The sequence below is a fragment of the Methylotuvimicrobium sp. genome (assembly GCF_050611805.1).
Classification (GTDB): Bacteria; Pseudomonadota; Gammaproteobacteria; order Methylococcales; family Methylomonadaceae; genus Methylotuvimicrobium.
On record NZ_JBNGHF010000004.1, the window covers coordinates 25396 to 40619 of the forward strand.

Annotated in this window: 10 protein-coding genes; 4 read left to right on the forward strand and 6 right to left on the reverse strand. The window is 48.4% G+C overall.

Going from position 1 to position 15224, the window contains the following annotated elements; genetic code table 11:
- Window positions 1–412 precede the first annotated feature (412 nt).
- The 4 genes from ACRJJO_RS03240 to ACRJJO_RS03255 all read left to right on the forward strand — a co-directional run bounded on the left by ACRJJO_RS03240 (window position 413) and on the right by ACRJJO_RS03255 (window position 8465).
- Complete coding sequence (locus tag ACRJJO_RS03240) at window positions 413–4690, forward strand: DUF4062 domain-containing protein (RefSeq protein ID WP_431064497.1); 4278 nt, start codon at window positions 413–415, stop codon at window positions 4688–4690.
- Between the two features lie 347 nt (window positions 4691–5037).
- Entirely contained in the window at window positions 5038–6303 is a 1266-nt protein-coding gene (mauJ, locus tag ACRJJO_RS03245) for a methylamine utilization protein MauJ (RefSeq protein WP_431064498.1), read from the forward strand.
- Window positions 6287–6442 carry a hypothetical protein gene (locus ACRJJO_RS03250; protein ID WP_431064499.1) on the forward strand — a complete coding sequence of 52 codons (156 nt, stop codon included), beginning with the start codon at window positions 6287–6289 and terminating at the stop codon, window positions 6440–6442. The genes mauJ and ACRJJO_RS03250 overlap by 17 nt, the downstream gene beginning before the upstream one ends.
- A 691-nt stretch (window positions 6443–7133) precedes the next feature.
- On the forward strand, window positions 7134–8465 hold the full coding sequence (locus ACRJJO_RS03255; protein WP_431064500.1) for a hypothetical protein: 1332 nt from the start codon (window positions 7134–7136) through the stop codon (window positions 8463–8465).
- A 528-nt stretch (window positions 8466–8993) separates the two neighbouring features.
- On the opposite strand, the gene ACRJJO_RS03260 is transcribed toward ACRJJO_RS03255, so the two are convergent.
- The 6 genes from ACRJJO_RS03260 to ACRJJO_RS03285 all read right to left on the reverse strand — a co-directional run bounded on the left by ACRJJO_RS03260 (window position 8994) and on the right by ACRJJO_RS03285 (window position 15153).
- Window positions 8994–11381 (reverse strand): helicase-related protein, encoded by a 2388-nt coding sequence (locus ACRJJO_RS03260; RefSeq protein ID WP_431064501.1) that lies wholly within the window; start codon window positions 11379–11381, stop codon window positions 8994–8996.
- Window positions 11382–11513: 132 nt separating this feature from the next.
- Window positions 11514–11987 carry a RadC family protein gene (gene radC / locus ACRJJO_RS03265; protein WP_431064502.1) on the reverse strand — a complete coding sequence of 158 codons (474 nt, stop codon included), beginning with the start codon at window positions 11985–11987 and terminating at the stop codon, window positions 11514–11516.
- Between the two features lie 312 nt (window positions 11988–12299).
- Window positions 12300–13448 carry a DUF6094 domain-containing protein gene (locus tag ACRJJO_RS03270; RefSeq protein ID WP_431064503.1) on the reverse strand — a complete coding sequence of 383 codons (1149 nt, stop codon included), beginning with the start codon at window positions 13446–13448 and terminating at the stop codon, window positions 12300–12302.
- Between the two features lie 94 nt (window positions 13449–13542).
- Entirely contained in the window at window positions 13543–14157 is a 615-nt protein-coding gene (locus tag ACRJJO_RS03275; protein ID WP_431064504.1) for a hypothetical protein, read from the reverse strand.
- 89 nt (window positions 14158–14246) lie between these two features.
- Window positions 14247–14816, reverse strand: coding sequence for a DUF3275 family protein (locus ACRJJO_RS03280; RefSeq protein ID WP_431064505.1), 570 nt, complete (start codon window positions 14814–14816; stop codon window positions 14247–14249).
- A gap of 100 nt (window positions 14817–14916) precedes the next feature.
- On the reverse strand, window positions 14917–15153 hold the full coding sequence (locus ACRJJO_RS03285; protein WP_431064506.1) for a hypothetical protein: 237 nt from the start codon (window positions 15151–15153) through the stop codon (window positions 14917–14919).
- Window positions 15154–15224: the final 71 nt, after the last annotated feature.

Sequence of the window (15224 nt, forward strand, 5' to 3'; positions counted from 1 at the left end):
CTCCAAAGCGGCCAGTCGGCAAAACCAGATCCTGCGAACTAGAAAGCTACAAAGCCGCCGTTGGCGACCTCAACCAAACGGCCAAAACCGGCCACTTAGGATGCTGGCGAAATTTTTAATCCCTAAGTTCAGCAAATGGCAGCTTTTCGGCAAACAACCTTGCTTCCTCTTTGGCTCGACCCGGCCCAAAAGTTGACCGTCACTAATTTCCAGTGAACGGCTGGTCATCTTTGTAATGCTGACATTCGATACCCGTCATGTCTAAAGTTAGCTTCAACTCGGTGGGTTATTTTTACAATCGAAGTTTTCGATTATTTAACCTGGAGGAGCAAATGTGGTAGGTTTGTAAGGCCACATTTTCTAAACACCTGTGGAGTAGCAGCTAAGCCGCAATGAGCACAATTGAAATCAAATGAATTATTCCATAGCACACAGGCAAATATTTATATCAGCAGTAACCGCAGAATTTGGTAGTTACCGTGACACGTTGAATAAACAGCTAACTGGCCCGAACCAATCGGTCAAAGTTCAAGAAGATTTTATAGCTGCTGGAACTCCGACGCTCGATAAGCTCGATGCCTATATTAAACAATGTGATGTTGTTATTCATTTAGTTGGCGATATGAGCGGAGCATTTGCCCAACGACCGTCTGTTGACGCTATTTTAAATAGTTATCCTGATTTTCTCATTCGGTTTCCATTTTTAGAGTCTAACGTGCAAGCACTTTCTTATACACAATGGGAAGCATGGCTTGCACTTTACCATGGCAATAAATTGCTTATCGCCACTCCCAACTTTGATGCAAAGCGTGATGAAAAATACAGCTATTCTGAAGATCAATCCAAAATTCAGGAAAGTCACCTTGCTTTATTAGAAAAATATGAACGTTATCCAGAAATACAATTTTCAAATAATGACCAGCTCGCCACAGAAGTATTAAGCTCGATTCTTGCACTAGTAGAGTCTGCTTCGGTTGAAAATGGGCAGCCATTTTCCGATGATTGGTTTAAAAAACAGGTTAATGACAACCTGTTAAATTTAGGCGTTCGCTATACGCCAGAACTGAATTTTGAATTAGATATTGCCAAGTATTTCGATGCCCTCTGCAGAAATGCCAAATTCTTTGATGCTTTTGAAAATGAAATACATACGTTATTTAAAGCTTTCAAACGATTAGATAATGATTTTTTAAATCAAGACATTGCCATTAAATTTTCCGCGCAGCTCAATCAACAAGTAGACCTACGCGGAAAACAAGACTTACCTAATTTTGACATTGAAGCTATCAGAAAAAGCTTTAAAGCATTTGAGCATTCTCTATCAGAATACCAAGCGCAGCTGAGGAATCACGAGCACGGACTATCCAAGGAATCAATCGACTCCAAAAAATTCTACTTCAATCAAGCCTATAGTGCTTTGTATGCCTTCCGAGAGTTTATAAATACTCCAACGCTAGCCTTAGCTAACCTTCCTGTTTTGATAGTTGCTGGTGAAGCAGGCATTGGCAAATCACATTTATTAGCGGATGTTGCTGCTAATAAACTGAAGGAAAATAAAGCTTGCCTGCTTTTGTTAGGCCAGCACTTTACTACCGAAGAACCAACTTGGATTCAAATTCTTAAAAACTTACAGCTTATAAATTCTGACAAAGATAAGCTATTAAGCACTTTAAACACTAGAGCCAAAGCAAAGGGTGAACGATTGTTGTTTATCGTTGATGCAATTAACGAAGGCAAAGGCCGATCTTTTTGGCCTGACCATATTTGTGCTTTTATCAATGAATTCTCGCGCTATCCCTGGTTAGGCTTGGTCTTGAGTGTCAAAACATCCTACGAACCCTTATTAACGCCAAAAACGTTAATTCCCGAAAATGCAGCCATCAGAATACAGCATCATGGCTTTGAGGGCGTTGAATATCAGGCATCCAGTTTCTTTTTTGCCCAACATGGCATCGAGCAACCCAGCATCCCTTTATTGCATCCGGAGTTCAGTAATCCTTTATTTCTAAAACTGTTCTGTGAAGGATTAATGCGCTCAAGTCAGAAATGTATTCCTAAAGGCTACGGCGGCATTACCAGTATCATAGATTTTTTTCTAAGTAGCATTGACGAAAAGTTATCTGCGCCATCACTTTTTGACTATCAGCCCGCTTCCAGCAAAAAACTGGTAAAAAAAGTAGTCGATGCATTAATCAAACATAAACTGGAAAATAATGTAAGTGATGTGTCCTATGATGACGCCATTGATATAACCAACGGCATCGTCACTCGATACAGCAACAAAAAGGACTTTGTAGACCACTTAATCTCAGAAGGTGTTTTGACGAAAAACATCTTTGGTCGCAATCACGATGAAGAAATCGTTTATTTTGCCTACGAACGATTTGAAGATCATTTAACAGCCGATTACTTACTTACCAAGTGTCTCGACGTTGCGAATCCCAAGAATACGTTTCAAGAACATGGTGCTTTAGTTCCATACCTTGAAAATGCCTATAGGTATCAAGGCATACTGGAGGCTTTATCAATTCAACTACCTGAAAAAATAGACTTCGAATTGTACGAGCTGATCTCTGAAGATAAGAAATCAACTAGGCCAGTAGTTGAAGCGTTTATAAAAAGCTTAATCTGGCGCAAACCGGAGACCATCAAAGAAAAAACTAAAGATTATATCAATCAGGCTGTTTTGGTTAACGACCATACCTTTGATTTGTTTTTTCAAATGGTCTACTCAGTGGCGTCAGACCCGGCTCAATTTTACAACGCCGATAGATTGCATCGCTTTTTGATGAAATTTTCATTGGCTGAACGAGATGGGATCTGGACGACTTATTTGCATGACCAAGATGAGCAACAATCACCAATGCAGAGGCTGATTGATTGGGCTAGACAGGATGGCGCCAATGAATATGTTTCTGATGATTCGCGCTTATTAGCTTGTAAAGCGCTTTCCTGGCTTTTCACAAGCACCAATATCCGGTTTAGGGATGCCGCGACAAAAGCGTTAGTATGTTTGTTAGAGAATCACCTACCAATTGCCACTCGGTTAGTGACAGATTTTGAAAATGTGAACGATCCGTATGTTTATGAACGAATTTTAGCAGCCGCTTATGGCGGGGTTTTACGCTCAGATAATTTGTATGGATTGGCTGAGTTATCAAATTTTATCGTGGCAACCATTTTTCATAATCAAGCAAACGATGAAATTTATCCAAATATTTTGGTTAGAGACTACGCCAGAAATATCGTTGAATACGCTCTGTACAAGAAAGTCATTGCTTTAGAGAATATTGGTGTTATTCGCCCTCCATATATAAGTACACTTCCAGATCATTTTCCTAGCAATGATGAAATTGATGCTTATAAATACGATTACAAGTTAGACGACTCAAAAACTTATTGGAGTCAGAATGCAATATTGCGTTCTATGGTCACTGAATATGGTAGAGGGATTTGCAGTTATGGTGATTTTGGAAGGTATACTTTTCAAAGAGCATTACACGATTGGAGCTATCAATTCGATCCAAATGATTTGAGCAATTATGCATGCCAATTAATATTTGAAAAATTTGGTTATGACATCAAAAAGCACGGGAATTTCGATAACTATGCAAGTAGCGGTGACAGATTTAGCAATAGAAAGGAGCGAATTGGTAAAAAATATCAATGGCTGGCTTTATATGAAGTACTGGCAAGAGTTTCTGATAACTTTCAAATGGAAGATCCTTCTTCCGGATGGAATGAAAATAAAAAATATATCTGGTATCAAGGTGCTTGGGAGCCGTCTATCAGAAATATTGATCCGACCTTTATTAAAGGCGCTAAACTTCCATTACTCACAGAAAAAACTTGGCTGACCAAAGTTGCTTATAACGACTGGAGTGGTAGCCATAAAGAGTGGTTAATTAGCAAAGATAATTTGCCAAATCCAAAACAGATTATTGAACTTGTCGATAACCAAAGACAAGAGTGGCTGGTATTAGAAATGTTTCCAGAATGGGAAGAGCCTGTACCCATTGGTTATGAACAGCATGAATACCCCCATAAACATCTTCAATACCAAATACAGAGTTATTTTGCTCGGGATGGGTATCTCGTTGAATTTATTGACTGGCTGAGCAAGCAAGAATTAAGGGAGTTACGCTTGCCTGAAAACAGTGACCAATATCAGATATTTTCCCGAGAGTATTATTGGTCACCTGCATATCGTTTTTTTGATAATCCGTATTATGGTCGTAGCCTATGGGAAGATATTTATGAAGACAATGATAGTGGGGCTGTTTTAGGAGAAGTTATGGTAACGACAGAGCGGCATAATTGGGAATCAGCAATCGATCGGGAAGAACAATCGTCATACCTTGCTCCTAGGGAGCTGATGTATAACAAAATGCAGCTTAAGTATTCGAATAATATTGGTAAGTGGTTAAATTCTGATGGCGAAGTGGTTTGTTTCGACCCATCAGTTAACAGTGGCGGGGATAATTCGCTTTTAGTCCGAAAAGATGTGTTATTAAGGTTTTTAGCTGAAAATAACCTAAAAATGTTTTGGACTTGCTTGGGTGAAAAGCAAATTCGTGGTGATTCATTCCATGAAACCAAATATTCAAAATGGATTGATATTTCGAGTATTTTAACTTTAACATCTAATGGAATTGATGAAAATACCTCCATTAAATCGATGGAAATTTAGATTTTAAATTCGGATTTTGAGATTTAATTGTGCCTTCATCAGGGCACCTTAATCACATTCTGCTATGGAGCAGCTAGCTGCCGTTTGGAAATCTGGAGCGAATGGCTCTTGTGGGTCGCCTGGCGACCGTCCGCTCTTCAGATTCATCGCCGGAAAGCTGTCATTGAATTCCGATTCCTGAAAGCGGCTATTCGTCACTGAGTCCAACCGACCCTAAAACGACAATCGCTATAGTTTTATTAATGTCTGCAAATTGACGTTAAGCCGATGTTGGGTTTGCAGAAGTAGGCTGGGTTGAATGATAATCAAACCCAGCTTATTGCTGAGTTACAGGAAATTAGATCAACATGGCAAACGCATACGGGTTTGATACAGGCACAGTTGCACAGGGCACGGTTTTCGCTTTGAACGCACCTGCGCGGAAAGACCGCATCCAGGCGTTCGGATTGTGGGAGGTGGAGCTTCGCAAGGGTGTTGCCTATTTGTGTGTGCGTGGAGGAACCCCGGACCAGAACAAACCCCTTGAGACTGTAGCGGTGGCAGCGCACGCCGTTGCAGAGGATTTCCTCGACATCGTCGCCGTCGAGGAGCGCACGGCCCTTCTCGTCGCCGCGCCACACGATAATGTCGTCTGGCGTACTGGGCCGCACGGACTCAAAATGCAACTGACGACCAGCATTGTTTTTGCTGCGGAGCCAGGCGATGTACAAGCGGTTGTCAAGGATGCGGCCGGTAATATTGTTCCTAGTCCTGCATATGTGCCGCCGCAGCACCATCCTGCATATCGGTACTTCCGATATTCGCAGGCGTCGCAAAATGTTTTCGATGCTTACCGTAACATGTTCCTAGCGCTCGAATCCGTGCTCGATCTCATTGCTCCCAAGAAACACAGGGAGGGTGAGACGGACTGGATACGCCGGGCCGTGAGGGACGCTACGGAAAAGCACAGCATAAATTTTGTGCCCTTCGTGAAGCAACCAGGCAATGATCCAGTTGAGTCTTTTATCGACGCACATTACTCGGCTGTGCGGTGCGCTGTATTCCATGCAAAGGCAGCGGGAGGCGGAACGCTACGACCAGGAAGCCTGAGCGACCATGATCGGGTATTGCACCAGCTTCTCGCCGTCCAGACGGTCGTAGAGCAAATTTTCAAAGCGCTTTTCTCTGTCCGGCTGCCGAATGGCGGTTTCTTCCCTTCGGGTTTTGGGCATGTGCTTTTAGAAATGAAGCCAGTGATAGACCTGCTCTTTGGTCCTCAGGAATGCCCGACCGTAGAGCAGTTACTCGCCGAAGAGAAGAACCTGCCTCAAGGCGCCTTTGGGCCAGCGCGATTCGAGGGTATACGACCGGGATATACGGATGAATGGCTGTTCACTTCAGACATTAAACCGGCAAAACTGGAGTTCACGCGGATTGTTTCGCTGCGGCTGATTGCTTATCTGGGCAATAGCAAATTAGGCGCGATGGGTATGTTTATGATTCCTGTGGCAGAAAAGATGAACCGCACTCTGCTAGCAGCCGATCTCGACCTGACAGGTGTCTCCAAGCTGGCGGTCAGAATCCGTTGCGTTCTGCGCAACGTGCAATCCCCGCGGCGTGACTTTGCTTCGTGACAGAAGAATTACAGCAGCCGACGGCAAAGCAGCGGTGAATGAGAACATACAATGCAATATGTATTCAGACTTGATCGATATAAATGCCGTGCTGATTAAAGACACCGAAAACAACACTTACCAAGCGGACAGCAACTAGATGGCGACCCATGCCAGCACCGCAGTCATACTGGATGCTGCTGGCCACATTTTCCGTGACACCTCGAACCATTCCTACCGCTATTGGAAAACGGTGCCAAGTCAAGCATTAGCTTAAGCTAGCAGGCAGCTAACGGTTCAACTGCTGCCACTGACGACTACAACATTGTAGTCCGCTTTTGGCCGCTTGGTTGAGGTCACCAATGGCCGCTTTGTAGACTTCTAGTCCGCAAAACTGAATTTGGCTGACCGGCCGCTTTGGAGAAGTCCGACTGGCAAAAATGGGTCGATTGAACTCAGTGACGAACGGCCGCTTTCAGGTATCGGAAATCAATGACAGCTTTCCGGCGATCAATCTGATGAGCGGACGGTCGCCAGGCGACCCTAAACGGCCGGATTATGTTTGATTTTGATTGGCTGCTCAGTTTCGTATTGCAGACCCAGGGAAGACAGCCCAAATAATATTCCTGACTTTATTGCCTAGCGTCTGGTTATCATGGAAGATCTTGTCGTTTTTGGGCTTCCGTCAGAATGTCGTTTTAATCAACACCAGCTGGGGCGTTGAAATCATGGACTGGCTTCAAATCAATTACTTAAAATTTTTCACTTGAGTTATTCAACATACGAACCGGATTATGAAACATCAAATGCCGTATATAATACTTTAGACAACACAATACGCGAGCCCCCGCATGCTGCTGACTTCTAAGATCATCGATGAGTTGCTCGACAACAAGTTTGAGATCGACTTCCCGGTCCTTCGACTCACGCAGATGAGTCATGAACCAAAGAAGGTCTTCTCAGGCCCGGGCTCAATATCGCAGGATAGCAACGGGGGTTTGCGGCTAAAGCTGTACTTAACGTATGACAGCCCGGAGCAGTTTCATCAGGACTTCAGGGACGAGTTCGCAAGGCCGCAACTCCCCCCCGGCAAGATCATTCCGGAGAGCAAGTACTTCTCACTCGCTGGAATGGATATGCATGGACGAGAGTGGTTCGCCGATCGAGTTTGGGCCTCAGGTGACCTCAGCATGCCTGCGCAGGGGCGAATCATCCGCGCAAAGGTAAACGACCTCACATCTACGACAAAGCTCGAGCATACGCCAGGCAAGCAACGGAAGATTCACTTCGGCGTTTCAACCTTGGTCGATTTACCTTGGAATGATCGTGATGTTTCGGAGAAAAGTATTTCGCGATCTCGGTTCACAGTAGCGGTCGAAGACGGGCCTATCTCTGTCACCAAGTTGGACAGATACACAAGTATTTCTATCTCCGTACCGGAGATCGAGAATCCGAATGACTATGCTACTTGCATCATTGATTCCATTTCATTTGCCACCGGCTACTACCTGCAGCCATTCTTTGAATCTTGGAATGATGGAAGTGTCATTCGTACAACGCTTTTCTCGAGGCGAGACATACATCGCGCCGACCGGTTTCTGCCTGCACTACCTCAGATAAGTCTTACCTACTCAGATGACCTCGCCGATTTCGTTCGGACATTCTCTAAACTTGGGAAAAATAGGCATTCTCTAGCCGCTGGATATTGGTACCGAATTTACTCGGCCTACGGTGGAAATATTGAGAATCAAGCATTGGTACTTTCAACTGCAATTGAAGGGTTGCTCAAAGCCTACTTTAAAGATCTGGGGAAACCAGACGCAGACTTTGTGGCACAGGTTCAGGAGTTTCAATCCGCACTTGATGAGATAAAGGTTGGGGACAGAGTCAAGCAGCGAGTCAGAAGCAGTCTCTCGAATGCGCTGTCCCAAACATCAAAGAGCGCACTTCATGCGCTTGAGACCTCCGGCTCGATTCCAAAACACTTGATCCCGATCTGGAACAGACTGAGGAACCAATCTGCGCATGCAGACGAGCTAAACATGGATGATTCAACTCTGCAGAAGTTGCTGGACGATGTTCACGGCTGCTTGGAACTCTTCATAAGACTTGTAGCTCTGGCAAGCAACTACTCCGGCGCGCTTGTTCAGTATTCCCAGCCATCTTGGCCAAGCACGAAGTAGAGCAATTGTTGTCTACCTCTGCGCTCAACCGGAGCGCCAACGGCAGGGTGCCCGGTTCGCTCCACGTTAACGACAGCTTTCTGTTTTACAGCCGACCTACACAGAAATACTTGAATGTCGCAAAGTGGCCGTACTGACTCAGTCATAATGTCGATTTGCTTGCCGAAAAGCTGTCATTCGCTGAACTTAGGGGTCGAAAATTTCGCCAGCACCCTAAATGGCCGGTTATGGCCGTTTCCTTCATTCGCAAGGTGTAAACATTAGTCTACATTCTATTCATTTGAAGCATACCTGATTGTTGCTCATTTACGAAGGAACTCTTAAGGTCTACCCGGTTGAGTTGATGAAAACGTCTGCACCATTCCCGCAGGAACCGACCGCCGGATATAGCAGAACCGCGGCGGCTAAGGGTTATCACTGAAACGCAGTGAACACTGTCAAAATGTTCCGCTTTTTCCAGGTTCGATGCCTTCGTTGTTAGACATAAAACCTGGAAAAAGCCCCCATAACGGGGGCAAGTTAATAATATCAGGCCGCAATCAATTGCTTGGCCAACGCCACTTCGACGCTATCGCCATCGGAGTTGAGCACATCCAGACCGGTATCCGGCATATCGCCCGATGTCGATTGGCTGACCGCTATTTTCTTCGCCATCAGAGCCAAACAGGCGATTTGCGCGGTGTTTTCGTAGCCGAGGTAATGCACCTTTACCGGCTGTTTCTGTCCGATCCTCCAGGAACGTCGGGCGGCTTGCTGGACGGTATACACGTTATACCCCGACTGCATGAAACAGATCGTCGGAAAATCCAGCAAATCCAAGCCGGTCTTGACCAACTCCGGGTTGCAGACCAGCACTTCGATGCCCCGGTCCACTTGATCCATGATCCAGTCTTCGCGCCGGTCGGTGCTGACGCTCGACCGCAACACGGCGGTTTTGAAGCCGGCGCTTTCCAGCGTCTTCTTCAAACGGGTTGCGGTATCGCGTTTACCCGTATAAACGGTATATACCAACACCCGCCGGTTTTGAGCTTTCTCCTGTTTACACAGCTCGATCAACGCTGATTCCTTCGGACTGGGCTCGTCTCCCAACACCGGCGGCATCGTCAACAATAACTGCTGGGTCCTCGGATGACGGACTTCTTCCAATCGAAAACAGGTATCCGGCCATGACAGCAACACCGTCAACACCAAGCCCAGCAGCGTTTTATCGCCCCTGGCCAGCGCCTTGCGCATTTCGGTTGTCAAGACACCGCTCAAGTTGTCGTAAGCCTCTCTCTGCACCGGACTCATCGCGATCTCGTCAAACGATTCGTGATAATCCGGTAGCACGTTCCCGCCGATGTCCTTGAGTTTCAAAAACGCGGTATAAGGCAACACATAACGCAGCACGCCCTTCGGCCCGAATCCCGGCGCTTTCGAGGTATGCACTGTCATTTTCTTGCCTTTGGCGGTGCGATGGTTGCCGTCGTTGGTCTCCTTGAATACGTCTTTGAGTACCCCGTGCTGACGCATGAAGCTCATGGCGGCCGATCCCAGGTTGTTCCGGCCGTTATAGCGAAACCCGTCCTCGATCATTCGCGCCGGCATGATTCGCCACAACAAATAAAACAGGTCGTCGGCATAGCCGCCCATCAGCGTGCCGGTCAACAATACGGTTTTACGCGCTTTTTCGGCCAACACGCCCATCGCCTGCCCCTGCGCAGACCCCGAGTTTTTGTACTCATGGCCTTCGTCGACCAGCAACAGGTCGAAGAATCCATCGGGCAGATAGCGCTTGATGAACTCAGACGGTTGATAGCCGCCTTGGCCGAAGCCGATCTCTTGCTTGGCCAGCGATCGCTCCATCCGTCTTGCCTGACGATCGGAAAACACCAGGTCGCCGTGTTCGTCCATCAGATTGATGAACTCGAACACGTTATCCGACAACATGGCCGACAAGGTGTCGGTGCCGAACTTTTGCAGCAGCTTATGGGCTGTTTTCGGACCGATTGTTGGAATTTGGCACAGCGCATCATGAACGATTTCATGAAAATCCTTGGGCGGATTGTTGCGCTTCAAGGTCCACAATGGCGAACCGCAGTGCAAACACGCATGGCGACTATCGTCTCCGCGTTTAAATCGCGCCGCGCTCAGCCGTTCGCCTTCGTCATCGACCACAAAGCTCCCGCATGCCGGACAAGCGGCGAATTCAAAGCTGGCCATATAGGTCCGCCTGGGTTGCGTCTCCGTTTCCGGAACGACGACCCGTTCATGAACTCGCCTGACCAGCGCCGCCGGGCGCCAATCGAAGCCCATCCGCATGCGGACGCGGCCGATCACGTAAAACTCAGGCGCCGACGGCGAAACGCTGCGATTCGCCCGGATTGCCAACAGTTGCCGAACGGTATCCGGTCCATTGAGCACCCAAACCTTGGCATCCGGAACGGTCTCCAAAATCTCCCGACGCCATTTGTAGACCAAATGCGGCGGGGAAATCACCAAGGTTCGCCGATAGCCTTCCGCGTGTAATACGGCGGCCGCTGCAATCCCCAACATGGTCTTTCCGCAGCCCATTTCACCGTTCAAAACGGCAGCCGGTTCGCCTTGTTCAACCAACAGTTGACAGGCCGCATGTACCCGTTCCCGCTGAGCGTCAAACGGACGGCGTTTTAAGCTATCCATGATTTCGTCCCATTGCGGATTGGGACGGCCTGGGTCGTACACCGGCGGCAATTGTTTGGATACCGATGCCATCAGACCGTCTCCGAATTCGGTCAGGAAATCGTTTAAGGGAATCCTGTTGGATTCCTGTTCTCTATTGGACTCCTGTTCTAGGTTGGATTCCAGTTCTCTGTCGGCTTCCTGTGCGTCGACGTCCACCGCGTCAATCACTGCTGTTTCAAGCGTTACTGCGCCTTCATGGTTTGTGTCAATCATCGCTGTTTCACCTCAAAATAACGCCTGGGGAAACAACACCCACCCGGGAAGTTGATTCCCCGGCGGGTTAAACGTTAAAAAAATACCACTCTACAAATCTTGACCACTCTACAGATCTTGAATTGTCGTCGATTAAATTAATCCCTGTTCGGCAAACGAATACACCGTTTCCCCGGCAATAAAATGGTCGAGCACGCGAACGTCAATCAAGCCCAAGGCTTGCTTCAGCTTTTCGGTAATCGCCTTATCCGCAACGCTCGGTTCCGCAACGCCGGAGGGATGATTGTGCGCGACTATCAACGCTGCCGCATTATGCTGCAATGCGGCCTTGACGACTTCGCGCGGATACACACTGGCACTATCGATCGTGCCTCTGAACAGCTCCTCACAAGCAATCACCTTGTGCTGATTGTCCAGAAACAGGCACAGGAAAACCTCGTGTTCATAAGATGCCAGTTTCAACTTGATCAAATCCCGTGCCTTATCGGGTGAGTCTAATTTTTCGCCTCTGGCAAAATAACGGTTATAGATGGTGATGGCTTCGTAGATGACATCGTCCTCATCGGCTACTGTGTATTCGCCATTGGCTTTTTTGATATACAGCATGGTGTTTCTCCTGATTAGTGAATAAAAAACCGGAGAAACACGCATCCCACCGGGGAATTGGTTTCCCCGGTTGGGTTGATGAATAATGACTAAGGCGTCTGCACGATTCCCGCAGGAACCGGCCGTCGGATGATGCAGACTCGCGGCGGCTAAGGGTCATCACTGAAACGCAGTGATCACGTCAAGCTCTTGGAAGCTCTTTCACCTGATTCATGGCCGGCGACAGCGCAGGCTTTCGAGTTCTTTCCAGCCGCCTTGCATTCAAGCGGCTCGAAAGAACTCCCGATCGTTCGGAAGTTCCAGGCTTTCGCCTTATTGAATCGTCAACACTTCGCCGAAGGTCGGGCTATCCGGTGTAAAGTCGATAGCTTTGATTTGCGGTACGAATACATCCAATGCGATTCGGATTTCCCGAAACTCGCCGCCGCCCTGCTCCTCGACCTGGACCGTATGTTTTTTGTCCTTGAAGGTATCGCCTTTGACGACGTAGGTTTTACGACCGTCATTGGACTGCACGATACCGGACACATGCCCCGCGGCCAACGCCAGCGCCAAGTGCCAATCGGATAAAGACATCAGCGGACGCCTTTGCGCGTTGCCCAGCTGTCGAGACATGGCCACGCCAAACTGCGGCCACAAGCAGGGATACTTCTCAATTTCCTCGCGCAGCTGCGCCTCGTCGATCCGGGCGGCATTGAAGCGAATTTCCCCCGTCGACGGCGGCACCCGGTAACAGTCGTCGTCAGGCCATTCCCGGCTCGGCAATACCGGCTTTTCCGCGACGTCAAGCTGAGCGAATGCCTCCAATCGGTCGAGGGATTCTCGGTAAACCGGATCGGACGACGTTGTGCGTTTTCTAATCCCCAACACAACGATCTGTTTAAACTGTTGCTCCGGAGCCAGATACACCTGCACCCGGTCGAAACCGGCCGCGAGCCATTTCCGGAACTCGTGGTCCAGCGTATAATGCGGCACGATCAACACCATCACACCACCGTACTGCAACAGCCTGGCCGCCTGCCGAAAAAATATTTTTTCCAGACGCTTTTTACCGCTGCGCCGGCTATCCCCTGTCTGCCCGTTATCGGAGACCACATCGCCGTAAGGCGGATTCAGCCACACTAAACCGAAACTTCGCGGCGTGATCAGAGTGTCCTGAAAATCGCCGTGCAGGCAACGCGTCAACAATTGCTTGGCCTGGTGAGCGCGATCGACGTGGTATTCCACGCCGAAAGTCTCAACGGTGATGGATTCGACGTTTCTGTCCGCTTCCGGATCTTGTAAATGCTGCCCACATTCGGCGAGCGCCGCCCCTTCGCCGGCGCAGGGATCGATGATCCGCATACGGCCGCTTTTACAGGGCTTGAGTAACGACAACACCCGTTCGATGGTATCGCTGTCGGTCGGAAAATACCCGTCTTTAACATAGTTACGGGCAATTCTTTGAAACATGAGAGCCATGGTGTTTCTCCTGATTGATTAATGAAAAAAAACCGGAGAAACACGCCCCATCGGGGAAATATTTCCCCGGTTGGGTTGATAAATACGCGTATTGTTAAAAATCGGGATGGCGATACGCTTTCGCCATCGTCCCATTGTCATCGCTATCCAGTTCCAACAATCCTTGCCTGATCATGTCGCCGAGTTGCGCTCCGAATTCCTCATCGGGTAGATCGATGCTAACCGCGTTGATCCGATAGCCTTTGATTCCCTTTAACCATCCGTTTCGGCGGCAGACATTGACGACGGCGTCCTGCCAATAATCCAGCAACGGCAGTGGGCAAACCGATTTAATCAAGGCCCAGGTTGCCGCGTAGTCATCCTGGTCCGGCAACAACAGCAAATAAGCCCGCCGATTGACGAAATCGGGCGTTACCGCCTTCTTGTCGAACAACCATAAATGGACGATATCGCCGAACAAATTCGCTTTCGGCATTCTGCCGGTCATCTTGTCCAGCCGGTCCGGATTGCCGATACCTACCGTACGATTCATCGCATCGTCCAAAAAGGTCAGTTTGCTTAATCCGCCTTCGCAGCTCGGCAAGGTCAGCCGAGCCAACAATTCCTGAATGGCGGTATCACGCCCCCAACAGGACGCGAATACCAACCAGCCGTCATCATCGACCAAGGCGTCGCAGAACACATCGTGTAGTTCATCTATGACTAACATCACCAGTCTCCTCGACCCTCAGGACGCGTCCCCGAACGGGAGATCGCTCCCTGTTCGGGTCCGTATTAGATTAAAACACTATCCAGCCATTATCCTTTCAGCCAAACCTGGCCGACCGGTTTGAACTGATAGCCCAGTTCTTTCAGCCGGTCGCGTTGACGCCGAAACCGGCCGCGATCCACGGTCGGATCGAGTTTTACCGAATCCTGAAGCGGCCAAAGCAAACCGAACAACTGGGCGTCCGGGTCGGTATTCGCCTCGTCGCCTTGTCCGGATTCTGCTTCCTGCTCTTCCGGCAAGGACGACTCGCTAGTCTGAGCCGTTTCAGTCGAATGGGGCTCTTTCCGTGGTTCATCCTCATCGATCGGGTCTTGCTCGATCGGTTCGGATTCCTCCGCTGATAATGTATTGACATTGGCCAGCGCGATGGTTTCCAGCACCGCTCGGGTTTCGATCACGATTCGGCTAGTAGCAGTATAGGAGGATGAAAATACCCGGCTGATGCCGAACACCCCCTCATAACAGCCTTCGTCGTATTGATCCAATACCGGATCTTTGACCGCGAAGTCGCCGATCTCGGTATGCAGAGACCCGACTCGGAATTCGCCGTTGCGGCCGTTGATGATCCTGACGGTCAGCGTGCCCGATAAACTGATCATGACGCCACCTCTACTTCGGTCAATGGCGCTTGTGGATCGGCAGTCGGCGCCATGCGAACTGCGAGTGTTGAATGTTTCATTGCGGTTTCTCCGATTGAAGTTAAAAATAACCGGGTAAACCACGTCCCAACCGGGAAATCGTTTCCCGGTTGGGTTTAAAAAATGTCTGCGCGATTCCCGCAGGAACCGGCCGCCGGTTAGGCAGACTCGCGACGGCTAAAGGATGCCACTGAAACGCAGTGACCACGGTAAACTGATTTTTTTCCAATGCCTCTCGGTCTCGATAACAAGACGTTCGAAAAAAATCAGGTGCGCAAAGATGACTCTCTCTGCGCACGCTATTTGTGTAATCTAAAGCCCATCATGAGATTCCAAGACAGGCCACTGTGAAAACGCGTTAATGACGAC

Coding starts and splice junctions, on each gene's coding strand:
- ACRJJO_RS03240 (WP_431064497.1), top strand. CDS start 413: ATGAATTATTCCATAGCACACAGGCAAATATTTATATCAGCAGTAACC.
- ACRJJO_RS03255 (WP_431064500.1), top strand. CDS start 7,134: ATGCTGCTGACTTCTAAGATCATCGATGAGTTGCTCGACAACAAGTTT.
- ACRJJO_RS03270 (WP_431064503.1), bottom strand. CDS start 13,448: ATGGCTCTCATGTTTCAAAGAATTGCCCGTAACTATGTTAAAGACGGG.
- radC (WP_431064502.1), bottom strand. CDS start 11,987: ATGCTGTATATCAAAAAAGCCAATGGCGAATACACAGTAGCCGATGAG.
- ACRJJO_RS03260 (WP_431064501.1), bottom strand. CDS start 11,381: ATGATTGACACAAACCATGAAGGCGCAGTAACGCTTGAAACAGCAGTG.
- ACRJJO_RS03275 (WP_431064504.1), bottom strand. CDS start 14,157: ATGTTAGTCATAGATGAACTACACGATGTGTTCTGCGACGCCTTGGTC.
- ACRJJO_RS03280 (WP_431064505.1), bottom strand. CDS start 14,816: ATGATCAGTTTATCGGGCACGCTGACCGTCAGGATCATCAACGGCCGC.
- mauJ (WP_431064498.1), top strand. CDS start 5,038: ATGGCAAACGCATACGGGTTTGATACAGGCACAGTTGCACAGGGCACG.